This is a genomic window from Micromonospora sp. HM134 (genome assembly GCF_007833915.1).
GTDB classification, from domain to species: Bacteria; Actinomycetota; Actinomycetes; order Mycobacteriales; family Micromonosporaceae; genus Micromonospora; species Micromonospora wenchangensis.
In genome coordinates this window covers 5,948,536-5,973,002 of the sequence record NZ_CP041061.1, presented here as the reverse complement: position 1 = coordinate 5,973,002, position 24,467 = coordinate 5,948,536, and the positions used below count along the sequence as shown (strand labels likewise).

Sequence of the window (24,467 nt, the reverse complement as noted above, 5' to 3'; positions counted from 1 at the left end):
CCCGGGGGCCGCCGCCCGGCCGTCAGTCCAGGTCGAACTCACCGTCCTGGGCGCCGGCGACAAAGGCGTCCCACTCGGCCTGGGTGAACACCAGTACCGGGCCGTCCGGCTCGGCCGAGTTGCGCATCCCGATCAGGTCGTCCACGAAGGCCACCTCGACCGCGCTGTCGGAGGTGTCGCCCTCGGCTCGCTGCCAGACCGCCCGGGACAGGTCGAAGTCGCCCTTGGGGTGCTGACCCATTGTTGATCCTCCATTGCCGCGCGTATCGGGGAGCCCGGCCGGCTCCCCGTCGGGCAGGATAAGCGGATGCCGAGCCTGACCCGTGTAGAGGCGACCGCGCGTCGCGCACTGATCGATGTCGAGTCCTATCAGGTGGACCTCGATCTCACCGTTGGCGACGAGCGGTTCCGCTCGACGACCACCATCCGGTTCCGCGCCGCCACCCCCGACGCCGAGACGTTCGTCGAGGTCAAGCCCGCGATGCTGGAGGCGGTCCGGCTCAACGACCGGGAGCTCGACCCGGCGGCCCTCGCCGACGGCCGGTTCCCGCTCACCGGGCTGGCGGCGGAGAACACCCTCACGGTCACCGCCGAGATGGCCTACACCAACACCGGTGAGGGGATGCACCGCTTCGTCGACCCGGCCGACGGCGCGACGTACCTCTACGCGATGTCCTTCCTGGACGAGGCGCCGCGCATCTTCGCCGCCTTCGACCAGCCCGACCTCAAGGCGCCGGTGACCCTCACGGTGACCGCGCCGCCACAGTGGACGGTCGCCGGCAACGGCCCGCTCGCCGCCAACCCGGCCCCGGGCCGCTGGGAGTTCGCCCCCACCGCGCCACTGGCCAGCTACTTCGTCACGCTGATCGCCGGCCCCTGGCACGTACGGCGGGACAGCCACGGTGACATTCCGCTGGGCGTCTACTGCCGGCAGTCGTTGGCCGCGCACCTCGACGCCGACCTCGACGAGATCCTCACCGTCACCAAGCAGTGCCTGGACCGGTTCCACCAGCTCTTCGCCGAGCCCTACCCGTTCGTCAAGTACGACCAGGCGTTCGTGCCGGAGTTCAACGCCGGCGCGATGGAGAACCCGGGCCTGGTCACCATCCGTGACGACGACGTCTTCCGTTCGGCGGTCACCGACAGCGAACGGGAGCAGCGGGCCACCACCATCGCCCACGAGATGGCCCACATGTGGTTCGGCGACCTGGTCACCATGCGCTGGTGGGACGACCTGTGGTTGAACGAGTCCTTCGCCGAGTACCTGGGCACCCGGGTCACCGCCGAGGCGACCCGGTTCGACCGGGCCTGGACGACGTTCGCGATCCGCCGCAAGGCCTGGGGGTACGCCGCCGACCAGCGTCCGTCCACCCATCCGGTCGCCCCGCAGGAGGTCGCCGACGCCGCCCAGGCCCTGCTCAACTTCGACGGCATCTCGTACGCCAAGGGCGCCAGCGTGCTCCGCCAGCTCGTCGCCTGGCTCGGTGACGACGCCTTCCTGGCCGGGCTCAACCAGCACTTCGCCGCCCACCGGTTCGGCAACGCCACCCTGGCCGACCTGCTCGCCAGCCTCAGCGCCGCCAGCGGGCGGGACCTCACCGACTGGGCCGCCCGCTGGCTGCGTCAACCGCAGGTCAACACGCTGCGGACGGAGACCTCGGTGGACGCCGACGGCCGGTGGTCCTCGGTGGCGGTGGTGCAGACCGCGCCGCAGGAGTACCCGGTGCTGCGCCCGCACCGGATCGCCGTCGGCCGGTACGCCCCCGACGGCGCGGTGGAACGGGTCGAGGTCGATCTCGACCCGGCCGCCGACGGTGGGCGCACCGCGCTTCCCGCGCTGACCGGCCGGTCCGCCGGGCTGCTCCTGCCCAACGACGGTGACCTCACCTTCGCCAAGATCCGGCTCGATCCGGCGTCGGTGGACGCGGTCGGCTCGGTGCTGCCCACGCTCACCGATCCGCTGGCCCGCGCCCTGCTCTGGGAGGAGTCGCTGGACGCCGCCACCGACGGCGAGCGGCCGGTGTCGGCGGTGGTGGCGCTGCTGACGGCGGCCCTGCCCACCGAGACCGAGGTGGCCGTCGCCGAGAGCGTGCTCGCCCGCAGCCGCAACCTGGTCGACCGCTACCTCGACCCGCTCGCCCGGGACGCCGCGCTGCTGCGGACGGCCGACGCCTGCGCCGCGCTGCTCGCCACCGCCCCGGCCGGCGGGTCGCTGCAACTGGCCGCCGCGCGGGGGCTGCTCTCCGCCACCGCCGACGCCGACCTGCTCGCCGGTTGGCTCGCCGGCCGGGGCGTGCCCGACGGGCTGGCCGTCGACGCCGAGCTGCGCTGGGCGCTGCTGCGCCGGCTGGTGGTGCTGGGCGCGGCCGGCGAGACCGAGATCGCGGCCGAGGCGGCGACCGACCGCAGCGCCACCGGCGCGGAACGGGCGGCCCGGTGCCGGGCGGCCCTGCCGGAGGTGGCCGCGAAGGAGGCCGCCTGGGAGATCGTCACCCGGGACACCACCCGTTCCAACCGGCTCGTCGAGGCGGCGGCCGAGGGGTTCTGGCAGCCGGAACAGGCCGAGCTGACCGGCACGTACGTCGACCGGTACTTCACCGAGATGCCGGCGGCGGCGCGGCGGCGTACCCCGTGGGTGGCCGAACGGGTCGCCCGGCTGGCCTTCCCCCGCTACGCCGTGGCGCAGCCCACGCTGGATTCGGCCGCGACCCTGCTCACCCGGGACGACCTCACCCCGGGGCTGCGCCGCAGCGTCGTCGACGCCGCCGACGACCTGCGCCGGGCCCTGGTCGCCCGGACGGCGGTCGCCGCTGCCGCCGCGTGACGCCCGCTGTGCGCCGGGCCCCGGCGGGCCCGGCGCACAGCGGCCTACGATCATGGGGTGGAGGACGACATCCGACGGATCGGCATCATGGGCGGCACCTTCGACCCGATCCATCACGGTCACCTGGTGGCGGCCAGCGAGGTGGCGGACCGGTTCGGCCTGGACGAGGTGGTCTTCGTGCCGACGGGTCAACCGTGGCAGAAGGCGGACACCCCGGTCAGCCCGGCCGAGGACCGCTACCTGATGACGGTGATCGCCACCGCCTCCAACCCCCGGTTCCAGGTCAGCCGGGTCGACATCGACCGCGGCGGCCCCACCTACACCGTCGATACCCTGCGCGACCTGCACCACGAGTACGGCCCGAAGGCGCAACTGCACTTCATCACCGGTGCCGACGCGCTGGAGCGGATCCTGTCCTGGAAGGATCTGGACGAGATCTTCGCGCTGGCCCACTTCATCGGGGTGACCCGGCCCGGGTTCGAGCTGACCGACAAGCACCTGCCCGCCGACACCGTCAGCCTGGTGCAGGTGCCCGCGATGGCGATCTCCTCGACCAACTGCCGGGAGCGGGTCGGCCGGGGGGAACCGGTCTGGTACCTGGTGCCCGACGGTGTGGTGCAGTACATCGCGAAACGGCGGCTCTACCAGCGGTGATCACGCCCGGTAACTCCCACTTCGTCCCGGTAAGCGGCCAGAACTGACAAGTCGTCTCCGCGCCGGGTGTGAGACGCTTGACGGGTCGCACGGTTGATCGAAGGAGAACGGTGACAGTTTCCGAACGCGCTCACGAGCTGGCGATGGCCGCCGCCCAGGCCGCGGCCGACAAGAAGGCGCAGGACATCGTCATCATCGACGTGGGTGACCAGCTCGCCATCACCGACGCGTTCCTGGTGGCCTCGGCACCCAACGAGCGTCAGGTGATGGCCATCGTCGACGCCGTCGAGGAGCGCCTGCTGGACCTGCCCGAGAAGGCCAAGCCGGTTCGCCGCGAGGGCGAGCGGGGTGGCCGCTGGGTGCTGCTCGACTACGTCGACATCGTGGTCCACGTCCAGCACACCGAGGAGCGCGAGTTCTACGCCCTCGACCGGCTCTGGAAGGACTGCCCCCAGCTCCCGTTCGTCGACCGCGACCTGGTCGAGGCCGACGCCGCGGGTGCCGCCGCCGAATGACCCGCCTGATCATCTGGCGGCACGGCAACACCGACTGGAACGCCACCGGTCGGGTGCAGGGGCAGACCGACGTACCCCTCAACGACCTCGGCCGGGAGCAGGCCGACGCCGCCGCCCCGCTGCTCGCGGCGCTGCGCCCGGACGTCGTCGTCGCCTCCGACCTGCGTCGCGCCGCCGACACCGCCGCCGCGCTCACCCGGCTCACCGGCCAGTCGGCACGCCCCGACGCCCGGCTACGGGAACGGCACTTCGGCCAGTGGCAGGGCCTCGCCCTCACCGACGCCGCCGCCCGGTTTCCCACCGAGTACGCCCGCTGGCGGGCCGGCGACCCGGACCCGGGAGCGGGCATCGAACCCCTCGACGACCTCGGCAAACGGGTCGGTGAGGCGTTGCTGGCCGCCGCCGAGCTGGCCGCCGGGGGCACCGTCGTGGTCGCCACCCACGGCGGCGCGGCCCGGCAGGGCGTCGGTCAGTTGCTCGGCTGGGACCATGCCGTGCTGCGCAGCGTCGGCTCACTGGCCAACTGCCACTGGACCGAGCTACGCCGCAACGACCTGCGGGGCTGGCACCTGCGGGCGCACAACGTCGGCCCGATCGCCCCGCCGCCACCGGCCGACCCGGCCTGAACCGGCCGGTCCGCAGCGTCCCGGGCCGGCCGGTCGGGGCGGGTGGTTCCGGCATCGGCTAGCGTGCCGGGCATGTCCGTCGCGGTCGTCACCGACTCCACCGCCTACCTTCCACCCGGGCCGGTGCGGGCGCACCGGTTGACCGTGGTGCCGCTGACCGTCGTGCTCAACGGCGCGGAGGGGCTGGAGGGGGTGGAGACCCTCCCCGCCGACGCCACCCGGGCCCTCGGCGGCCGGCGGGTCTCGGTGAGCACGTCCCGGCCGTCCCCGGCGCAGTTCGCCGCCACGTACCGGCGGCTGCTGGCCGACGGCGCGGACGGCGTGCTGTCGGTGCACCTGTCGGCCGACCTGTCCGGCACGGTCGACGCGGCCCGGCTCGCCGCCGCCGAGGTCGGCGACCGCGTCGAGGTGGTCGACAGCCGGTCCACCGGCATGGGGCTGGGCTTCCCGGCGCTGGCCGCCGCCACCGCCGCCGAGGCGGGCGTCGACCTGCCCGGGGTACGCGCGGCGGCGCTGGCCGCCGTCGAGCGGACCACCATCTTCTTCTACGTCGACACGCTGGAGTTCCTGCGCCGGGGTGGCCGGATCAACGCGGCGGAGGCGCTGCTCGGCACCGCCCTGTCGGTCAAACCGATCATGCACATGCCGGACGGCGCGATCGTGGTACGCGACAAGGTGCGTACCGCCAGCCGGGGGGTGGCCCGCCTGATCGACCTGGCGGTCGAGGCCGCCGCCGACGCCGAGGTGGACCTCGGGGTGCACCACCTCGCCGCCCCGCACCGTGCCGAGCACCTCGTCGAGGCGCTCACCACCCGGCTCGGCGACCGCCTGCACGACACGTACGTCTCCGAGGCCGGCGCGGTGGTCGCCGCCCACGCCGGGCCGGGCCTGGCCGGCGTCGTGGTCCACCGCCGGCCGGCCTGAACCGGTCCGGACCGGCCGCCGGCCCCCACCGGCCCGTCCGTACGGGGTCGGCCGCCGGTGCCCGTTGGACATCCTCGGCGTGCTGACCGGCTGGCTCGGCGAGGCCCAGGGCGGCGACGCCGCTCTCCGCATAGCAGATCCGGCCATGATCAGGCAGTTGTCCACAGCCGCCGTCGTCGTCCACAGCCGACCACCGCCGGGCTGAACGGGTGCCCTCCTCCGGCCTAACCTCGCGCCGTGTCGGAGGACGAGGAAACCAGGGTGCGGGGACGGCTGTACCGGCTGACCGCCGGGGTGTCGGCGGTGGCACCGACGGCAGGCCCGCCGGAGCCGCCACCCCGCCCGTACGGGCCGGGGGCCTCCCGCATACCGCCGGAGACGGGTGCGGGTGGCGTGCCGGCCGGCCGCCGCCCCGGGCCGGCCGCCGCCGACGGCCCCCGCGACGCCGGTTCCCTCGACCTCGGCGACTACCTCGACGGTGCCCCGCGCGGTCCCCGGCTGCATGACGACGACCATCCCGACGCCGGTCCCCGTCGCCCCGGCGACGTCCCTCGCGACGTCGGTCCACGTCGTCACGGCGACGGCTTTCCCGACGTCGGTCCCCGTCGTCGGGAGGGGGACGATCCGGCTGCGTTCCGCCCCGGCGACCTCGACCGCCGGTATCCCGCCGACGGTGACGACCCGGCACCGGCCGCCCCGCTGCCCGGTCCCGGTGTCTTCGACCCCGGCCGGCGCGGCGTCCGGGCGCTGGCGGCCGTGGCGGTGGCCGTGGTGCTCGGCGCGGGATTCTGGGCCTGGCGGTCCCGCCCACAGCCGGAACCGGTGCGCCCGGCGGCGACGGTGGCCGGGCCGGAGTCCTCCGGCGGGCCCGCGTCCGGTCCGGCCGTCGCGCCGACCGGCGAACTGGTGGTGGCGGTGGCCGGCCGGGTCCGCCGCCCCGGTCTCGTCCGGGTGCCGGCCGGCGCGCGGGTCGCCGACGCGGTCGAGGCGGCCGGCGGGGCACTGCCCGGCACCGACGTGGCACTGCTCAACCCGGCCCGGAAGGTGGCCGACGGGGAGCTGATCCTGGTCGGTGTCACCGCCCCACCCGGCGCGGCCGGTCCCGGTGCGGCCCCGGCCGGGCCGGCGGCGGCACCCGGCGGGGCGGCGCCGGGTGGCCGGGTCAACCTCAACACCGCCACGTTGGCCCAGCTCGACGCGTTGCCCGGGGTCGGCCCGGTGCTCGCCCAACGCATCCTCACCCACCGCGACCAGCACGGCGGCTTCCGCAGCGTGGGCGACCTGCGCCAGGTCGACGGCATCGGCGACGCCCGGTACGAACAGCTCAAGGACCTGGTGACGGTGTGACCGCCGACCGGACGCCCGACCTGCGGCTGGCCGGGCTGGCGGTGGCGGCCTGGTTGGCGGCGCTGGCCTGCCTGCACCTCACCACCCGCACGGCGGTCCTGCTCGCCGTGGGCGCCGCCGTCCTCGCCGCCCTGCTCGCCGCGCACCTGCTCGCGCTGCTGGGCACCCCGGCCGCCCCGGCCCGCCGGTACGGCTGGATCGCCGTCGCCGTGCTGCTCGGCGTGGTCTGCGGCGGCACCGCCACCGCGGCCCGGCTGCACGTGCGGGACGCCGCACCACTGCGCCTGTTGGTCGACGACCGGGCCCGGGTCACCGTCGACCTGGTGCTCCGCGACGATCCCCGTCCGGTACGCGGGGCACCCGGCCGGCCGGCGACCCTGCTCGTCACCGCGCAGTCGAGCGTCCTCACCGACCCGCAGGGCCACCGCCTCCGGGTCCCGGTACGCCTGCTCGTGCTCGCCACCGACCCGGCCTGGCGGGGCCTGCTGCCGGGGCAGCGGCTGACCGCACAGGGCAGGCTCGCCGCGCCCCGGGGCGGCGACCTCACCGCCGCCGTGCTGACCGTGTCCGGTCCACCGGTCCGGGACGGGCCACCACCGTGGCTCCAGCGTGCCGCCGGCACCCTGCGGGCCGGCCTGCACCGGGCCTGCGCGCCGCTCCCGCCCGAGCAGGGTGGCCTGCTGCCCGGCCTGGTCGTCGGGGACACCAGCCGGTTGCCGGCCAGCGTGGAGGAGGACTTCCGGGCCACCGGGATGACCCATCTCAACGCGGTGTCCGGGTCGAACGTGGCGATCGTGGTCGGCGCGGTGCTGCTGCTGGCCCGCTGGGCCCGGGCCGGTCCCCGGCTGGCGGCGGTCCTCTGCGGGCTCGCCCTGATCGGCTTCGTCGTCCTGGTCCGCCCCTCGCCCAGCGTGGTGCGGGCGGCCACCATGGGGGCGATCGGGCTGGCCGCGTTGGCGGTCGGGCGGCCCCGGGCCACGCTGCCGGCGTTGGCTGCGGCGGTGACCGTGCTGGTCCTTGTCGATCCGGAACTGGCCGGGGACGCCGGTTTCGCGCTGTCCGTCCTGGCCACCGGCGGGCTGCTGCTGCTCGCCCCCGGCTGGCGCGACGGGCTGCGGCGTCGGGGCGTGCCGGCGGGGTTGGCGGAGGCGCTCGCCGTCCCGGCGGCGGCCCAACTCGCCTGCGGGCCGGTGGTGGCCGGCATCTCCGGCACGGTGAGCCTGGTGGCGGTGCCGGCCAACCTGCTCGTGGTGCCGGCGATCGCCCCGGCCACGGTGCTGGGGGTGACGGCGGCGGTCGTCTCGCCGGGGTGGCCGGCCGGGGCGGAGTTCGCCGCCTGGCTGGCGAGTTGGCCGGCCTGGTGGCTGGTCACCGTGGCCCGCGTGGGGGCCCGGCTGCCTGCCGGCACCCTGCCCTGGCCGGGCGGGCTGCCGGGCGCGTTGCTGCTGGCCGGGTTGACCCTGGGGCTGCTGCTGGCCGTCCGCCGGCCGCTGGTGCGTCGACTGGTGGCGGTCGGCGCGGCGGCGGTGGTGCTGGGCACCCTGCCGGTCCGGCTGGTGGCGAGCGGGTGGCCGCCGGACGGTTGGGTGGTGGTGGCGTGCGCGGTCGGGCAGGGGGACGCCGTCGTGCTGCCGGTGGCGGCCGGCCGGGCGGTGGTGGTGGACGCCGGTCCGGAGCCGTCGGCGGTGGACGGTTGCCTGCGGCGGCTCGGGGTACGCGAGGTCTCCCTGCTGGTGGTGAGCCACTTCCACGCCGACCATGTCGGTGGCGTGGCCGGGGTGGCCCGGGGCCGGCGGGTGGCCATGGTGCTCACCCCGACCCTGGCCGAGCCGGTGGCGGGACGGGATTTGGTGACGGCCGCCGTCGGGCCGGCGCGCCTGATGGTGCCGGCGGCCGGCTGGTCGTACCGGTCGCCAGGGGTGGAGGTGGTCGCGCTCGGGCCGCCCTACCCGCTGCGGGGCACCCGGTCCGACCCGAACAACAACTCCCTGGTGCTACGGGCCACGGTGGCCGGCGTACGCGTCGTGCTGCCGGGGGACGCGGAGACCGAGGAGCAGCGGGCCCTGCTGGACCGGGTGCCGCCGCACGCGTTGCGGGCCGAGGTGCTCAAGGTGGCCCACCACGGCAGCGCGTACCAGGACCCGGCCTTCCTCGACGCGGTCCGGCCGGCGGTGGCGCTGGTGCCGGTGGGGGTCGACAACGACTACGGGCATCCGAGCCCGGTGATCCTCGACCGGCTCGCCCGGTCCGGTGTGCGGGTGCTGCGGACCGACACCGACGGGGACGTGGCGGTGGTGGTCCGTTCCGGCCGGCTCGCGGTGGTCGGCCGGGGACTGCCGCCGGGCCGCCGGTGACCCGGTTGACCTGTGTGCCGGCGGCCTGATGACCCGGTGGGCCGGCGCGGTCCGCCGTCCCGGCTCACGGTGGGGGGAGAGGTGAGAGGAAATCCGGACTGGAAGGGATATTGCGTGTACTGGGTGGCAATCGAGGTAAATGTCTATATTTGCGCTGAGTGCGGGGTGGGCCGTCGCAGCCGTCGATGAGCAGGCGCGATCCGCCGCCGAGCCGTGCCAAGATGAGCGACGTGACCGGCGTCGACCTTGCCCCTATTCTGCTCGTCCTCGGCGACGAGGAGCTGCTCGCCACGCGCGCGGTGACCGAAGCCGTGGCGAAAGCCCGCAGCGTCGACCCGCAGGTCGACGTCCGGGAGTACCAGGCCGGGGCGTTGGCCGTCGGCGAGATCGCCGAGATGCTCAGCCCCTCGCTGTTCGGTGGACGGCGGGTGCTGGTGCTCCGCTCCGCCCAGGACGCCCGCAAGGACCTGGTCACCGCGCTGCTCGACTACGCCCGGAATCCCGACCCGGACGTCCAGTTGGTGGCCCTGCACCTGGGCGGCGGCAAGGGCAAGGCGTTCGCCGACGGGCTGCGGGCCGCCGGTGCCACGGTCGTTCCGGCCGCGAAGCTCAAGGGACATCGCGAACGGGTGGCGTTCGTCCGCGACGAGATCCGTCGGGGCGGTGGCAAGTGCACCGACGACGCGGCCGAGGCGCTGATCGCCGCCGTCGGCACCGACCTGCGGGAGCTGGCCGCCGCCTGCTCGCAACTGCTCGCCGACACCGACGGCCGGATCGGCGCGGACATGGTGGCCCGCTACTACCGGGGTCGGGTCGAGGTGAGCGGCTTCACCGTCGCCGACGCCACCATGATCGGCGACGTGCCGGCCGCCCTGGAGGCGTTGCGCTGGGCCCTGCACGTCGGGGTCGATCCGGTCCCGATCGCCGACGCCCTCGCCGACGGGGTCCGTACGGTGGCCCGGGTCGCTGCCGCCGGCCGGGGCGACCCCTACCAGCTGGCGAGCACCCTCGGTATGCCGGCCTGGAAGATCAAGAATGCCCAGCAGCGGGCCCGGGGCTGGACCCCGGAGGGCCTGGTCGAGGCGATGCGGGTGGCGGCCGAGTGCAACGCGGCGGTCAAGGGCGGTGCCGACGACCGGGGATACGCCCTGGAGAAGGCGGTCTTCTCGGTTGCCGCCGCCCGGCGGGGCAGCGCCCGGTGACCGGCCCCTCCCGCCCGGTGGTGGGGCGCGGTGGGCGGGTGACCGGCCCTTCCCGCCGGGTGGCGGGGCGCGGCGGGCCCGGATGGTCGGTCATGCCGGCGGACGACCGTCGCTACCGGCCGCTCTACGCCCGGCTGCTCGGTCTGCGCATCGTCAACCCCGGCGGGGTGCTCTGTTTCCTCTTCTTCGAGGGGGCGGTGGCGTTCGCGGTGCTCCTCGCCCTGGCCGAGCTGGTGAGCTGGTGGGCGGTGGCGGTGCTGCCGCTGGCGGTGGCGGTCATGGTCAAACTCAACGACGAGGTCGCCGGGCGGGTGGTCCACTCGGCGGCACTGGTGCCGGAGCAGGAACGCGACCGGTTCCGGCGGGAACTCGAACCGGTCGTCGGTCGCGCCCCGGTGCCGTACACGCTGCCCGGCACGGTGGTCACCAGCACGCCGCCACCGGGGGAGCCGGCCGGACCACCGCTGCGCTCCCGGCGCTACCACGGCTAGCCCGACCACCGTCGTCCCGCCACGACGTACCCGAGGCGGGCGACCGTCGCAGCGCACCAGCCAGCAGAGGGATGCAGTGCACCGCCGCCCGGGGTACGCGGCGTTCGGCCGTTCGGGAGACACCTCGCGGGGAACACGCAGCCGAGAGCCCCGGGGTGGTGCCCCGGGGCTCTCGGTCAGGTGTGGGTTTGCTCGGTCAGGCCGAGAACGAGTCGACGCGCTTCGCGATGGCCGACTTCCGGTTGGCCGCCTGGTTGGCGTGGATGACGCCCTTGCTGGCGGCCTTGTCGAGCTTGCGGGCGGCGTCACGCATCAGGGTGGTGGCCTTCTCGGTGTCACCAGCCTCCGCAGCCTCGTGGAACTTCCGGATGGCGGTCTTCAGCGACGACTTGACCGACTTGTTACGCAGCCGGCGCTTCTCGTTCTGCCGGTTGCGCTTGATCTGGGACTTGATGTTCGCCACGCGACAGCCTCGTCTTGATAGCTCGGTTTGGTCTGCAATCCGCGTGCGACGAGCATGCGTCATCGCCACGCGAAAAGCCAGGCTACCAGGTCGGCCGGGACGAGCCAAAACGCCCTGCCCGGACCGCACCGCCGACCGGTGCCCGGACCCACCACCGGCAGGCCGGGCCACGGCGGCGCGGGCCGCGCCACGGCGACCGGACCGGGCCGGACCGCGGTGGCGCGGCCCGGGTCAGTGCCAGCCCTGCCGGGCGGCGAGCCAGCGGAGCGCCTGTTCCCCGCTGAACCGCCGGTGCGCCCCGAGCAGCGCGGACGTGCCCGCCGGGTTCCCCCGGCCGCCCCCGCACCCGGCGCGGGGTCGGCCGTCGCCGGTGGGCCGGCGGCGGTGAGGTAGTAGCCGGCGAGCGCGGCCAGCGTCACGTCCAGGGCGTCGGGTGGGGCGTCGGCCGCTGCCGGATGTGCGGCGAAGACGGCGTCCAGCCCGGCCCCGTCGGCGTACCCGGTGATCAACAGGCCGGCCAGGTCGAACCACGCGGGGCCGTGGCAGAGCCAGTTCCAGTCGCAGAACCAGGCCCGGCCGGCGGGGTCCAGCAGCACGTTGTCCACCCGCAGGTCGCCGTGGGCCAGGCCGGGCGCGGCTGCCGCGTACCCGGGCAGGCGGGACTCCAGCGCGACGAGTTCGGGCAGCCGGTCGCGGGCCGGCGGGATCAGCGGGGGCATCGGCTCCCGTCCGGCGGCCACCTCCTCCCACCACAGGATGTCGGAGCGGGCCAGGTCGGCCAGCCGGGGCAGGCCGAGCGCGGTCAGGCCGGCGGGTGGGTCGGCCAGCGCGGCGGCGACCCCGGCGTACCCGGCGAGCACGGCGGTCAGCTCGGCCGGGTCCCAGGGCAGGTGGGGCGTCCGGCCGTCGACGGCGTCCAGGCCGACCGCGTACCAGCCGGCCGCGTCGAGCGCCCAGTGCGGGCGGGGCACCGGCAGGCCGGCCGGCAACCGGGCGAGGACGGCAAGTTCCCGGGCGTACCAGTCGGCCAGGTGGCGTTGCCGGGCCAGGTCGGCGGCCTTGACGAAGACCCGCGCGCCGGTGGTCGTGGTGAGCACGGCGGCGAAGCCGCCGGTGAAGCCCGCGGTCGCGGTCCGGGCCGCGACCACCGGCGCGCCGAGCCGGCCGCCGATCGCGTCCCGCAGGCCGTCGGGCAGGTCCCGCCAGTCGGGTCGCACGGCGGTCTCGTGGTACGGCGGCGGCGTCGCGGACACCCCACCATCGTGCCCGGTCCGGCCGGGCACGGTGACCGGCGCCCGGCCGGGTGGGGCCGGCGGCCGGCGCGGGTCTGGGAGACTCCAGGCCATGAGGACCGACGACTTCTGGCAGTTGATCGACCAGGCCCGGGCCGGGGGCGGGGGAGAGGCCGAGGCGGTCGCGGCACGGGCGGTCGCGTTGCTCGCCGAGCGCACCCCGGAGGACATCGTCGGGTACGCGCACCACCAGCAGCGGGTGCTGGCCGCCTCGTACCGGGTCGACCTGTGGGGTGCGGCGTACCTGATCAACGGGGGTGCCTCCGACGACGGGTTCGAGTACTTCCGGGGCTGGCTGATGACCCAGGGCCGGGCGGTCTTCGCCGCCGCGGTGGCCGACCCGGATTCGCTGGCCGGGCTGCCCCGGGTACGGTCGGCGGCGCTCAGTGGCGAGGAGTTCGAGTGCGAGGACATGCTGGCGGTGCCGTGGGACGCGTACCGGAAGGCGACCGCGAGTGACCTGCCGGCGCAGCGGGACGCGGTGCCGGTGCCGGACCTGAACGACTTCTGGGACTTCGACGACGAGGCGGAGGCCCGCCGTCGGCTGCCGAAGCTCGCCGCCCTCTTCGTCGAGCCGCCCGAGGAGTGAGCCCGGCGAGTGGGCCACCGGCGGGGCCGCTGCCGGGTACCCCAGGAGTGATCGGACCGGGTTCGGAGCGACGTGGGAGCATAGAGGGGGCCGGCGGCGCGTCGGCCCGCTCACGTCAGCCGACCAGAACGGACCGCTGTGCCACCGACGCTCGATCCCGGCGCGAACGCTCCTGGTGCCACCGACCCGGCGCGCATCCGGAACTTCTGCATCATCGCCCACATCGACCACGGGAAGTCGACCCTGGCCGACCGGATGTTGCAGCTCACCGGCGTGGTCGATCCCCGGCAGATGCGCGCGCAGTACCTCGACCGGATGGACATCGAGCGCGAGCGCGGCATCACCATCAAGAGCCAGGCCGTCCGGATGCCGTGGACCGTCCGCGACGGCGAGCGGGCCGGTGAGCAGGCCGTCCTGAACATGATCGACACCCCGGGCCACGTGGACTTCACCTACGAGGTGTCCCGTTCGCTTGCCGCCTGCGAGGGGGCGCTGCTGCTGGTCGACGCCGCCCAGGGCATCGAGGCGCAGACACTGGCGAACCTCTACCTGGCGCTGGAGAACGATCTCAGGATCATTCCGGTGCTCAACAAGATCGACCTGCCGGCCGCCCAGCCCGAGAAGTACGCCGAGGAGCTGGCCCACCTGATCGGCGGCGACCCGGCCGACTGCATCAGGGTCTCCGGCAAGACCGGCGACGGGGTGCCGTACCTGCTCGACGAGATCGTCCGGCAGTTCGTCCCGCCGGTCGGTGACGCCGACGCGCCCGCCCGCGCGATGATCTTCGACTCGGTGTACGACGTCTACCGGGGCGTGGTCACCTACGTCCGGGTCATCGACGGCCGGATCAGCGCCCGGGACCGGATCAAGATGATGTCCACCGCCGCCGTGCACGAGCTGCTGGAGATCGGCGTCATCTCACCCGAGATGGTCAAGGCCGACGCGCTCGGCGTCGGCGAGGTGGGCTACCTGATCACCGGGGTGAAGGACGTCCGCCAGTCCCGGGTCGGTGACACCGTCACCATCAACGCCCGGCCGGCCACCGAGGCGCTCGGCGGCTACAAGGATCCGAAGCCGATGGTCTACTCCGGCCTCTACCCGATCGACGGTTCGGACTACCCCAACCTGCGTGAGGCGCTGGACAAGCTCAAGCTCAACGACGCCGCGCTCGACTACGAGCCGGAGACGTCGGGCGCGCTCGGCTTCGGCTTCCGCTGCGGCTTCCTGGGCCTGCTGCATCTGGAGATCATCCGGGAGCGGCTGGAGCGGGAGTACAACCTCGACCTGATCTCCACCGCGCCGAACGTGGTCTACCGGGCCATCACCGACGACGGCCAGGAGATCGTGGTGACCAACCCGAGCGAGTACCCCACCGGCAAGATCGCCGAGGTGTACGAGCCGGTTGTGCGGGCCACCGTGCTCACCCCGAACGACTACGTGGGCGCGGTGATGGAGCTGTGCCAGGGGCGGCGGGGCAGCCTGCTCGGCATGGACTACCTCTCCGCCGACCGGGTGGAGCTGCGCTACACCCTCCCGCTCGCCGAGATCATCTTCGACTTCTTCGACCAGCTCAAGAGCCGGACCAAGGGGTACGCCTCGCTGGACTACGAGCCCTCCGGCGAGCAGGCGTCCGACCTGGTCAAGGTGGACATCCTGCTGCACGGCGAGCCGGTGGACGCGTTCAGCGCGATCGTGCACAAGGACAAGGCGTACAACTACGGCACGACGATCGCGGCGAAGCTGCGCAACCTGATCCCGCGCCAGCAGTTCGAGGTGCCGATCCAGGCGGCCATCGGCAGCCGGGTGATCGCCCGGGAGACCATCCGCGCCATCCGCAAGGACGTCCTCGCCAAGTGCTACGGCGGTGACATCAGCCGCAAGCGCAAGCTGCTGGAGAAGCAGAAGGAGGGCAAGAAGCGGATGAAGATGGTGGGCCGGGTCGAGGTCCCCCAGGAGGCCTTCATCGCCGCGCTCTCCTCGGACTCCGCCGACGCCAAGCCGGCCGGCAAGAAGTAGCCCGCCCCGGCGGCGCGGACGCCCGGCCCGGTCGGCTCGGCCGCGCCCCGGCTACGGCCGTCCCGGTGCCCCACGACGGCCGGCGGCCCGGTGTTCCGACCGGGCCGCCGGCCGTCGGCACGCCCGCCCCCCGGTGTCGTACGGACGAAATTTTTCCGCCCTCCCCGCTGCTGCGGGCGGGCCGGCGCGGGCGTCCTGAGCTGCGCGGACATCGAAGGCCGGCGAACCGACGCAGCGGCATCGGATCGACGTGCGGCGACATGTGTGGTGGTGAGTCGGTTTGGTTTTCTGGCGGGTCGGGAACCTAGCTGTCACGACAGGAACCACACATACCGTGTGACTCAATCTTCAGGAGGAGGGCGACCGTGGAGTTCACCGTCTGGGGCATCATCACCGCGCTCGTTGTTGGTCTCATCGTCGGCGCTCTGGGCCGTCTGGTCGTGCCGGGCCGCCAGAACATGCCGATCTGGCTGCACATGCTGATCGGTGTCGGCGCCGCGCTGCTGGGCACGGTGCTGGCCCGCGCCATGGGCATCGCCACCCAGACCGCCGGCATCGACTGGACCGAGCTGCTGGTGCAGGTCGTCCTCGCCGCCATCGCCGTGGCCCTGGTGGCCGGCGTGGGTCGCCGCCGCGGCGTCACCCACCGGTAAGTCAAGCGGCACCGCCGAGCGGGCGCCCGACCCCCACGGGGTCGGGCGCCCGCTCGCGTGCGCGGGTCGGGCGGTGGGGGCCGTCGCCGGTGGCGGGCGGTCTAGACCAGATCGTTACCGGAGTCGGTTTGGAGATTCTCCGCTTCGGGAATCTATCGATCACCACAGCAACAAACACCTCACCAACGACATATCTACTGAAGGAGGACGGCCGTGGAGTTCACCGTCTGGGGCATCATCACCGCGCTCGTCGTCGGTCTCATCGTCGGCGCCCTGGGTCGCCTGGTCGTGCCGGGTCGCCAGAACATGCCGATCTGGCTGCACATGCTGATCGGTGTCGGCGCCGCGCTGCTGGGCACGGTGCTGGCCCGGGCGATGGGCATCGCCACCCAGACCGCCGGCATCGACTGGGCCGAGCTGCTGGTGCAGGTCGTCCTCGCCGCCATCGCCGTGGCCCTGGTGGCCGGTGTGGGTCGGCGTCGGGGCGTCACCCACCGGTGACCGACCCGCCGGCCGTGACCGGTCGGCACGTACCACCGCAGCGGATGCCCGCCCCCGGACCGGGGGCGGGCATCCGCTCGTCCGGCTGCCGGCCGTCGATCCCGCCGGGTCGTCGCGGGGTCTGCCTGAGCGGCCCCCGCCTGCGATACGGTCGCCTCGCCGAACGCCCCGCCGGCCGCCGCCGCCCCGTCGACGGTCCGCCCGTGCGGGGCGGCACCCACCCCCTGTCGTAAAGGAAATTTTCCTACTAGGGTGCGGCTGAGAAGGTTAGTGCCGGACGGCGCGAGGGAGATGTGGCGTGAACAGGTGGAAGCGGCTGGCCCCGGTCACCGCCGTCGTGGCCTCGGCCGTGATGGTGCTCGCCGGTTGCGGTGGTTCCGGCGACGACGAAGCCGCCGACGACAGCAAGCTGACGGTCTGGATGATGGGCGAGGGGAGCGACGCCCAGACGGCGTTCCTCGACGGCGTCGAGACCGAGTTCCGGCAGCGGCACCCCGACACCGACGTGGTGGTCCAGTACATCCCCTGGCTGGAGGCGCCGAAGAAGTTCCAGGCGGCGCTCGCCGGCGGTGAGGGCCCCGACGTGACCGAACTGGGCAACACCGAGACCCAGGGCTGGGCGGCCCAGGAGGCGCTCGCCGACATCTCCGGCCGCTTCGGCGGCTGGGCCGAGGGTCGGGACGTCCTGCCCGACCTGGTGCGCAACGCCCAGCTCGACGGCAAGCAGTACGGCGTCCCCTGGTACGCCGGGGTACGCGCCGTCTACTACCGCACCGACTGGTTCGCCGAGGCCGGCGTGCAGCCGCCGAAGACCTGGGACGAGCTGGTCTCGGTCGCCAAGGCGGTGCAGGCCAAGAAGCCCGGCAGCTACGGCATCGCCCTGCCGGGCAACTCCGAACTGCCGTTCTACTCCTTCCTCTGGGGTGCCGGCGGCGAGATCGCCACCGACCAGGGCGGCACCTGGAAGTCCGGTTACACCAGCCCGCAGGCCCAGCGGGCGGTCAAGTTCTGGACCGACCTGGTGACCGTGCACAAGGTCGCCCCGCCCGCCGCCGCCGGGTGGAACGAGATCGACGCCCGTACCCAGTTCGCCACGGGCAAGGCGGCGATGGCCTTCGCCGGCAGTTGGCAGGCCGGCGCGATCAAGAAGGACAACCCCGACATCGAGAAGGTCTGGGGGACCTTCCCGATCCCCGGCCCGGACGGCGGCCCGGCCCCCGCCTTCGCCGGTGGCTCGGACGTCGCCCTCTGGCAGGACAGCAAGCGGCAGGACCTGGCCTGGGACTACCTGACCGTGCTGCTGAACAAGAAGAACGCGAAGACCTTCGCCGGCAGCCTCGGCTTCTTCCCGGTCTACTCCGACCTCGTGCAGGGCGGCGACTACGCCGACGACAAGCTGATGGCGGCGTTCGCCAGCACCATGCAGCGCACCCGGGTCACCCCGCTGACCCCGAAGTGGGTGGAGGTCAGCCGGACGAAGACGGTCACCCAGGCGATGAACAGCTCGGTCATCAAGGGCCAGAAGTCGGTGCAGCAGGCCACCGCCGACGCCGCCGCCGAGATGGAAAGCATCCTCAACGCCAAGTGAGCACCCTGACCGAGCACACCCCGACGGCCGCCGCCCGGGAGACCCCCACGCGGCGGCGGCCCCGGGTGGACCGCCTGCCGTACCTGCTCCTGCTGCCCTGCCTGGTCGTGATCGGGGTGCTGCTGCTCTGGCCGTTGGGCCAGGTGGTGGCGATGTCGTTCTTCCGGCTGAACAGCGTCCGGCAGTTGCGCGGGGACCGGGAGTGGCCGTTCGTCGGGCTGGCCAACTACACCCAGATCCTCGGCGACCCGTTCTTCCGTACGGTGCTGCGCAACACCGTGCTCTTCGCGGCGGCGAACGTGCTGCTGACGATGGTGATGGGCACCCTGGTCGGGCTGCTGCTGCACCGGCTGGGCCGCCGGATGGCCACCTTCGTCGCCAGTTGCGTGATGCTGGCCTGGGCCACCCCGGCGCTGACCGGCACGATCGTCTGGAAGTGGATCTTCGATGACACCTCCGGCCTGGTCACCTGGGCGTTCAACGCCCTGCCCGACGGGCTGTCGCAGGCGCTCTTCGGCCGCACCGACTGGTCGGGTTACGGCTGGTTCAACTCGCCGCTGCTGTTCTTCGCGATCCTGACCCTGGTGGTGGTCTGGCACTCGTTCCCGTTCATCGCGGTCAGCGTGCTCGCCGGGCTCAAGAGCGTGCCGAGCGAGCTGCACGAGGCGGCCCGGGTCGACGGGGCCGGACCGTGGACGGTGTTCTGGAAGATCACTTTCCCGCTGCTGCGGCCGGTCTTCGGCATCCTGGTGGTGCTCTCCACCATCTGGGACTTCAAGGTCTTCACCCAGCAGTTCGTGCTGGCCGGCGGCACCCAGGACCGGCCGACGTTCATGCTGGCCCTCTACTCGTACGCCGAGGCGTTCTCCCCGCCACCCAAGTACGGCGTGGGCTCGGCCATCGCGGTCATCCTCACGCTGATCCTGCTGCTGGTGACCGGCCTGTACGTCCGGATGGTGCTCAGGCAGGAGGACGCGTCGTGAAGAAGGTCGCCCTCAACGGCGCGGGCCTGCTGGTGGCGCTCTTCGCCGCCTTCCCGGTCTACTGGATGATCGCCACCTCGCTGAAGCCGAACCGGGAGATCTTCTCGGCCACGCCCCGGCCGGTGCCGGCCCACCCCACCCTGGAGCACTACCGGGAGATCCTCACCGGCAACCTGATCCCGGGCGTGACCTTCGGCGACTTCCTGCTGAACAGCGTGCTGGTGGCCGTCAGCACGGTCGTGCTCAGCGGACTGGTGGCGCTGCTTGCCGCTACGGCGGTGGCCCGGTTCCGGTTCCGGCTCCGGACCACCTTCCTGATCATGCTGCTGGTGGTGCAGATGATCCCGCTGGAGGCGCTGGTCATCCCGCTGTTCCTGATGATCCAGCGGCTCGGCCTCTACAACACCCTGCCCAGCCTGATCCTCACCTACCTGGGCTTCTCGCTGCCGTTCGCGGTGTGGATGCTGCGCGGCTTCGTCGCGGCGGTGCCCAGGGAACTGGAGGAGGCCGCCGCCATCGACGGCGCCAGCCGCGCCCAGACGTTCCGCAAGGTCCTCTTTCCACTGGTCGCGCCGGGCCTGGTGGCCACCAGCATCTTCTCCTTCATCACCGCCTGGAACGAGCTGATCTTCGCGTTGACCTTCGTCAACGACCAGAGCCGCTACACCCTGCCGGTGGCGATGACCTTCTTCTTCGGCCGGGACGACACCGCCTGGGGGTCGGTGATGGCCGCCTCCACGCTGTTCACCCTGCCCGTGATCGTCTTCTTCCTGCTGGTGCAGCGCCGGATGGTCTCCGGTCTGGTGGCGGGTGCCGTCAAGGGCTGAGCCGGGACGGCGACCGCCCGCACCCGGCCGTACCCTGGGGCCATGACGGGCAGGGTGGCGGCGGTGAACCTCGGCGTGGTGACGCAGGCGCGGTGGGCGGGCGACGCGAGCGGGCGCAGCGGCATCGACAAGCGGCCGGTCGACGGCCCGGTGCTGCTGCACGCCGACGGGGTGGCCGGTGACTTCATCGGCGAACGGCCCCAGCACGGCGGCCCCGACCAGGCGGTCTACGCCTACGCGCAGGAGGACGCCGGCTGGTGGTCGGCCGAACTGGGCCGCGACATCAGCCCCGGCGGGTTCGGCGAGAACCTGACCACCTGGGCGGTGGACGTGACCGGCGCGGTGATCGGCGAACGCTGGGCGGTCGGTTCGGCGCTGCTCCAGGTCACCAAGCCGCGCACCCCCTGCACGACCTTCGCCGGCTTCTGGGGGGTGCCCGACCTGATCAAACGGTTCACCGTCCGGGCCGCCCCCGGGGCCTACCTGCGGGTGCTGCGCGACGGCGAGGTGAGCGCGGGCGACCCGGTGGAGGTGGTGGACCGGCCGGCGCACGGCGTCACCATCGGCGAGGTGTTCCGGGCCACCAGCCTGGAGCCGGAGCTGCTGCCCCGGCTGCTCGACGTCCCCGAGCTGCCCGCCTCGACCATGGAGAAGGTGCGCCGCCGGTTGAACGTCGCCGGCTGACCGGCCCGCAGGCCGGGCGGGACTGCCCGCCGGCAGGTCAGGCGGGGTCGGCGAAGACCTCGGCCAGCACCCGGGGTTCGGTCGCCCGGCCGTCGGCGACCTTCGCCCACCGGCCGTTGTCGGCGTTCCACTCCAGCCCGTCGAAGCGCACCCGCTTCACCCCGTGGTCGGGGGCGTGCGAGACCAGCCAGTGCGCGTACCGCCAGCCGTCCCGGGCGTCCGCGGCGGGCACCGTCACGTCGGTCAGCTCGGCCACCGCACCGGCGTCGGGCAACCCCCAGTCGAGGGTCAGGCCACGGGTCAGCTCGGCCGCCGCGGCCTGCCCGCGCATCACCGGGGTACGCCCCACCGTGCAGGCCACCGCCCCGGTCGCCTCGCCGAGCAGGGCCCGCGCCAGCACCTGGGACTCGTCGGCCCACTTCTGGTACGCCTTCGGGTACGCCGAACGCTGCACCGCCTGGGCGGCGTCGGTGACCTCCATCCGCTCCCAGCCGCGTACCTTCTTCAGCGCCTTGTAGAACCGGTTCGCCGCGTACCGCTGGTCGCGGATCTGCTCCGGGGTGCCCCAACCCTGGCTGGGACGCTGCTGGAAGAGGCCGAGCGAGTCACGGTCGCCGTGGGCGAGGTTGCGCAGCCCCGACTCCTGGTACGCGGTGGCCAGGGCGACCACGACGGCCTGTTCGGGCATCTGCCGCTGCATGCCGATCGCGGCGATGGTGGCCGCGTTGGCCATCTGGTCGGCGTCGAGCTTCACGGTGCCGTCGGCCTGCACGGTGCAGCTACGGCCGGCGACGGGAAGCCGGAACTCCCCGTCGAGTTGACGGACTCCCCAGCCCCCGACGATGGCGAACAACGCCACCACGACCCCGGCTGCCACGAATGTCCGTGTCCGCACCCGCACCTCCCGTTTCAACGTTCGCCAAGCGTACGTCGCCAACCGGTGGCCCCGGGTCGGTCGACCGGTTCACGTTCCCGCAGGAAATCGGGATAAACCAGGTCAATGCCGGGGCACCCAGGCCGCATCCCGCTTCTGCCGGAACGCCTCCACGCCCTCGCGGCCCTCCTCCGACAGGAAGTAGCCGGTGGACCGGGCGGACAGGTCGGCGATCTCCGCACGCAGGTCCGTGGCGGCCGGGCGGCGCAGCAGCTCCTTCGTCCCGGCCAGCGCCCCGGGGGCGCCCCGGACCAGCGACGCGCAGTACCGCGCCACCGCCGCGTCCAGCTCGCCGGCCGGCACGGCGGCGGTCACCAGCCCCACCTCGGCGGCCCGCCGGCCGTCGAAGGTGTCGCCGGTCAGGTACAGCTCGGCGGCGGCCCGGGGGTGCAGCCGGGGCAGCACGGTCGCCGAGATCACCGCCGGGATCACCCCGATCCGCACCTCGGTGAAGGCGAACGTCGCCTCAGACGCGCAGACCGCCAGGTCGGCCGCCGCGATCAGGCCCAACCCGCCCGCCCGCGCCGGCCCGGCCACCCGCGCCAGCACCGGCTTCGGGCACTCCCGCACCGCCACCAGCACGTCACCGAGCATCCCGGCCGGCACCGACCCGCTGGCGTACGCCGCCGCCGTCTCCTTCAGATCGGCCCCGGAGCAGAACACCGGGCCGGTGTGGTCCAGCACGACCACCCGGACCGCGTCGTCGGCGACCGCCGTGGCGATCCCGGCCAGCAGCTCGGTCATCAGCGGGGTGGAGAGCGCGTTGCGGTTGTGCGGGCTGTCCAGGGTGAGGGTGGTCACCCCACGGGCCGTGGCGACCCGCACGAGTCGGTCGGGAGAGGTCATGCCGGGCACACTAGTGGCCATGCCCGGCGTCCTTCCAGATGGTGAGACCGTTCCCGTGGACGGTGCGCTGCCCGCCACCGCCCTGCCCGCCGTCGGCGCGCGCGGGTTCGGCGTCTACCTGCACGTGCCGTTCTGCGCCAGCCGGTGCGGCTACTGCGACTTCAACACCTACACCGCCGCCGAGCTGGGCGGGGGCGTCGGCCGGGAGTCGTACGCCGACACCGTGCTGGCCGAGCTGGCGCTCGCCGCCCGGGTGCTCGGCGACGCGCCACCGCCCCGGGTCGACACGGTCTTCGTCGGCGGCGGGACCCCCACCCTGCTGCCCGCCGACGACCTGGCCCGCCTGCTCGACGGCATCGACCGCACCTGGGGGCTGGCCGCCGACGCCGAGGTGACCACCGAGGCCAACCCCGAGTCGGTCACCCCGCAGTCGCTGAAGACCCTGCGCGCCGCCGGCTACACCCGGATCTCGCTGGGCATGCAGTCCGCCGCCCCCGGGGTGCTGGCGGTCCTCGACCGCACCCACCGCCCCGGCCGGGCCGTCGACGCCGCCCGGGAGGCCCGCGACGCCGGGTTCGACCACGTCAACCTCGACCTGATCTACGGCACGCCGGGGGAACGCCCCGAGGACTTCGCCGCCTCGCTGGAGCAGGTGGTCGCCGCCGGGGTCGACCACGTCAGCGCGTACGCCCTGATCGTGGAGGACGGCACCCGGCTGGCGGCCCGGATGCGGCGCGGCGAGCTGCCGTACCCCTCCGACGACGTGGCGGCGGACCGTTACCTGGCGGCGGAGGCCGCCCTCGACGCGGCCGGTTTCTCCTGGTACGAGGTCTCCAACTGGGCCCGCACCGGGGCGGCCCGGTGCCGGCACAACCTGCTCTACTGGACCGGCGGCGACTGGTGGGGCCTCGGCCCGGGGGCGCACAGCCACGTCGGCGGGGTGCGCTGGTGGAACGTCAAACACCCCAGCACGTATGCCCAGCGGCTCGCCGCCGGGCACTCACCCGGCCTGGCCCGGGAGATCCTCAGCCCGGCCGAGACGCACACGGAGGACGTGATGCTGCGCCTGCGGCTCGCCTCCGGGCTGCCGCTGGACGTGCTGGACGACGTGGGCCGGGCCGCCGCCGCGCGGGCGCTCGCCGACGGGCTGCTGGACCCGGTGGCGTACCCGCAGGGGCGGGCGGTGCTCACCCTGCGCGGCCGGCTGCTGGCCGACGCGGTGGTCCGCGACCTGCTGCCCTGAGCACCGGCCCGCCGCGCACCGCAGCGGGGCGCGCCGGGGCGGGCGGTGGTGCCCGACCGGCCGGGGGAGCGGCCGGCCGGGACTCACTTGATGAAGCTGGTGGACATCGGGTAGCGGTAGGCCTGACCCTCGTTGGCCTTCATGCCGGCGATGATCCCGAACAGGATCTGGATCACCACGACCGCGATGCTGGGCAGGAAGAGCAGGCACCAGCTCACGAACAGCAGCACGAACGCGATGATCGACCAGAGGATCTGGAAGTTCAGCGCGGCCAGCGCCTGCGCCCGGACGGCCGGCGACTGCTGCCCGCGCACCAGGTAGGCGATCAGCGGGGCGACGAAGCCGAGCGGGCCGAAGCTGATCAACGCGCCGGCGGCACCGCCGAAGTGCGCGACCAGCGCCCAGGTCTTGTCCTCGCTGTTGGCGTAGCCGCCGCTCGGCGCACCGTAGGTGCCGCCGGTCGGGTATCCGCCACCGGGCGGGGGGTAGCCACCCGGCGGTGGGTAGCCGCCGGCCGGCGGCTGGTCACCGGTGGGCGGCGGATACCCGCCGGGCGGGGGATACCCGCCCGCCCCCGGCGCGCCGGACAGTGGTGCGGTGGGCGGCTCGTATGGCGAGCCCTGGGGCGCGGTCGGGTCCGGCGGGACGCCGTCCCCCGCGCCGGGAGGGCGAGGTGGTTCAGTCATGCCCGCCACGGTAGGGGCTGCCGGCAAGGGTGCACCAGAGCGACACTGGTGAGGTTGGCCTCGACGTTCGGTCAGCGCCCGCGCCGGCATCCGCCGGGGCGGGCGCACCGACGGTCCGTCTTGATCATCGCGGCGGCGGCCCTGCCGACGTAGACTGGCACTCGCTACAGTCGAGTGCCAGAGTGCTTGCCCGGGCGCGGCAGCGCCCGGGGCGACGTGCGTCAG

24 protein-coding genes are annotated in these 24,467 nt (G+C 73.8%); 18 read left to right on the top strand and 6 right to left on the bottom strand.

Annotated elements, in window-relative coordinates; translation table 11 throughout:
- Positions 1–22: 22 nt before the first annotated feature.
- Positions 23–241 (bottom strand): DUF397 domain-containing protein, encoded by a 219-nt coding sequence (locus FJK98_RS25795; RefSeq protein ID WP_067312494.1) that lies wholly within the window; start codon positions 239–241, stop codon positions 23–25.
- A gap of 66 nt (positions 242–307) precedes the next feature.
- Here FJK98_RS25795 and pepN point away from each other — a divergent pair, with 66 nt between their 5' ends.
- The 9 genes from pepN to FJK98_RS25750 all read left to right on the top strand — a co-directional run bounded on the left by pepN (position 308) and on the right by FJK98_RS25750 (position 10,937).
- Complete coding sequence (gene pepN / locus FJK98_RS25790; RefSeq protein WP_145921301.1) at positions 308–2,824, top strand: aminopeptidase N; 2,517 nt, start codon at positions 308–310, stop codon at positions 2,822–2,824.
- 57 nt (positions 2,825–2,881) lie between these two features.
- Positions 2,882–3,478, top strand: coding sequence for a nicotinate-nucleotide adenylyltransferase (gene nadD, locus FJK98_RS25785; RefSeq protein ID WP_088644365.1), 597 nt, complete (start codon positions 2,882–2,884; stop codon positions 3,476–3,478).
- Positions 3,479–3,588: 110 nt separating this feature from the next.
- Positions 3,589–3,993 (top strand): ribosome silencing factor, encoded by a 405-nt coding sequence (gene rsfS / locus FJK98_RS25780; protein ID WP_145921300.1) that lies wholly within the window; start codon positions 3,589–3,591, stop codon positions 3,991–3,993.
- A complete protein-coding gene (locus FJK98_RS25775) occupies positions 3,990–4,619 on the top strand; it encodes a histidine phosphatase family protein (protein WP_145921299.1) in 630 nt (209 codons plus the stop codon). The genes rsfS and FJK98_RS25775 overlap by 4 nt, the downstream gene beginning before the upstream one ends.
- A gap of 72 nt (positions 4,620–4,691) precedes the next feature.
- Positions 4,692–5,543, top strand: coding sequence for a DegV family protein (locus FJK98_RS25770; RefSeq protein ID WP_145921298.1), 852 nt, complete (start codon positions 4,692–4,694; stop codon positions 5,541–5,543).
- 498 nt (positions 5,544–6,041) lie between these two features.
- Positions 6,042–6,890, top strand: coding sequence for a helix-hairpin-helix domain-containing protein (locus FJK98_RS25765; protein ID WP_370517094.1), 849 nt, complete (start codon positions 6,042–6,044; stop codon positions 6,888–6,890).
- Complete coding sequence (locus tag FJK98_RS25760; RefSeq protein WP_145921297.1) at positions 6,887–9,244, top strand: ComEC/Rec2 family competence protein; 2,358 nt, start codon at positions 6,887–6,889, stop codon at positions 9,242–9,244. The genes FJK98_RS25765 and FJK98_RS25760 overlap by 4 nt, the downstream gene beginning before the upstream one ends.
- A 221-nt stretch (positions 9,245–9,465) precedes the next feature.
- Complete coding sequence (holA, locus tag FJK98_RS25755; protein ID WP_145921296.1) at positions 9,466–10,446, top strand: DNA polymerase III subunit delta; 981 nt, start codon at positions 9,466–9,468, stop codon at positions 10,444–10,446.
- Positions 10,447–10,538: 92 nt separating this feature from the next.
- Positions 10,539–10,937, top strand: coding sequence for a hypothetical protein (locus FJK98_RS25750; protein ID WP_145921295.1), 399 nt, complete (start codon positions 10,539–10,541; stop codon positions 10,935–10,937).
- 196 nt (positions 10,938–11,133) lie between these two features.
- On the opposite strand, the gene rpsT is transcribed toward FJK98_RS25750, so the two are convergent.
- Together rpsT and FJK98_RS25740 are read right to left on the bottom strand one after the other, a co-directional pair.
- Positions 11,134–11,400, bottom strand: coding sequence for a 30S ribosomal protein S20 (rpsT, locus tag FJK98_RS25745; RefSeq protein ID WP_088644372.1), 267 nt, complete (start codon positions 11,398–11,400; stop codon positions 11,134–11,136).
- 59 nt (positions 11,401–11,459) lie between these two features.
- Positions 11,460–12,653, bottom strand: coding sequence for a phosphotransferase family protein (locus FJK98_RS25740; protein WP_370516923.1), 1,194 nt, complete (start codon positions 12,651–12,653; stop codon positions 11,460–11,462).
- Between the two features lie 91 nt (positions 12,654–12,744).
- Here FJK98_RS25740 and FJK98_RS25735 point away from each other — a divergent pair, with 91 nt between their 5' ends.
- The 8 genes from FJK98_RS25735 (at position 12,745) to FJK98_RS25700 (ending at position 20,533) form a co-directional block, all read left to right on the top strand.
- On the top strand, positions 12,745–13,281 hold the full coding sequence (locus FJK98_RS25735) for a DUF4240 domain-containing protein (RefSeq protein WP_145921294.1): 537 nt from the start codon (positions 12,745–12,747) through the stop codon (positions 13,279–13,281).
- Between the two features lie 138 nt (positions 13,282–13,419).
- A complete protein-coding gene (gene lepA, locus FJK98_RS25730; protein ID WP_145921293.1) occupies positions 13,420–15,297 on the top strand; it encodes a translation elongation factor 4 in 1,878 nt (625 codons plus the stop codon).
- 365 nt (positions 15,298–15,662) lie between these two features.
- Positions 15,663–15,950, top strand: coding sequence for a GlsB/YeaQ/YmgE family stress response membrane protein (locus FJK98_RS25725; protein WP_145921292.1), 288 nt, complete (start codon positions 15,663–15,665; stop codon positions 15,948–15,950).
- A gap of 213 nt (positions 15,951–16,163) precedes the next feature.
- Positions 16,164–16,451: a GlsB/YeaQ/YmgE family stress response membrane protein gene (locus FJK98_RS25720; protein WP_088644376.1), complete on the top strand. Its 288-nt coding sequence runs from the start codon at positions 16,164–16,166 to the stop codon at positions 16,449–16,451.
- A 298-nt stretch (positions 16,452–16,749) separates the two neighbouring features.
- Positions 16,750–18,039: a sugar ABC transporter substrate-binding protein gene (locus FJK98_RS25715; RefSeq protein WP_145921291.1), complete on the top strand. Its 1,290-nt coding sequence runs from the start codon at positions 16,750–16,752 to the stop codon at positions 18,037–18,039.
- Positions 18,036–19,022 carry a carbohydrate ABC transporter permease gene (locus FJK98_RS25710; protein WP_145921290.1) on the top strand — a complete coding sequence of 329 codons (987 nt, stop codon included), beginning with the start codon at positions 18,036–18,038 and terminating at the stop codon, positions 19,020–19,022. The genes FJK98_RS25715 and FJK98_RS25710 overlap by 4 nt, the downstream gene beginning before the upstream one ends.
- Complete coding sequence (locus tag FJK98_RS25705) at positions 19,019–19,849, top strand: carbohydrate ABC transporter permease (RefSeq protein WP_145921289.1); 831 nt, start codon at positions 19,019–19,021, stop codon at positions 19,847–19,849. Before FJK98_RS25710 ends, FJK98_RS25705 begins: the two co-directional genes overlap by 4 nt.
- 42 nt (positions 19,850–19,891) lie before the next feature.
- On the top strand, positions 19,892–20,533 hold the full coding sequence (locus tag FJK98_RS25700) for an MOSC domain-containing protein (RefSeq protein ID WP_145921288.1): 642 nt from the start codon (positions 19,892–19,894) through the stop codon (positions 20,531–20,533).
- Between the two features lie 37 nt (positions 20,534–20,570).
- Here the strand turns inward: FJK98_RS25700 and FJK98_RS25695 are convergent, their stop codons facing one another.
- Together FJK98_RS25695 and FJK98_RS25690 are read right to left on the bottom strand one after the other, a co-directional pair.
- Complete coding sequence (locus tag FJK98_RS25695) at positions 20,571–21,434, bottom strand: hypothetical protein (RefSeq protein WP_145921287.1); 864 nt, start codon at positions 21,432–21,434, stop codon at positions 20,571–20,573.
- 96 nt (positions 21,435–21,530) lie between these two features.
- Positions 21,531–22,313: an enoyl-CoA hydratase-related protein gene (locus FJK98_RS25690; protein ID WP_145921286.1), complete on the bottom strand. Its 783-nt coding sequence runs from the start codon at positions 22,311–22,313 to the stop codon at positions 21,531–21,533.
- A gap of 19 nt (positions 22,314–22,332) precedes the next feature.
- Here FJK98_RS25690 and hemW point away from each other — a divergent pair, with 19 nt between their 5' ends.
- Positions 22,333–23,556 (top strand): radical SAM family heme chaperone HemW, encoded by a 1,224-nt coding sequence (hemW, locus tag FJK98_RS25685; protein WP_205789557.1) that lies wholly within the window; start codon positions 22,333–22,335, stop codon positions 23,554–23,556.
- Between the two features lie 83 nt (positions 23,557–23,639).
- On the opposite strand, the gene FJK98_RS25680 is transcribed toward hemW, so the two are convergent.
- A complete protein-coding gene (locus tag FJK98_RS25680) occupies positions 23,640–24,242 on the bottom strand; it encodes a DUF4870 domain-containing protein (RefSeq protein WP_145921284.1) in 603 nt (200 codons plus the stop codon).
- Positions 24,243–24,467: the final 225 nt, after the last annotated feature.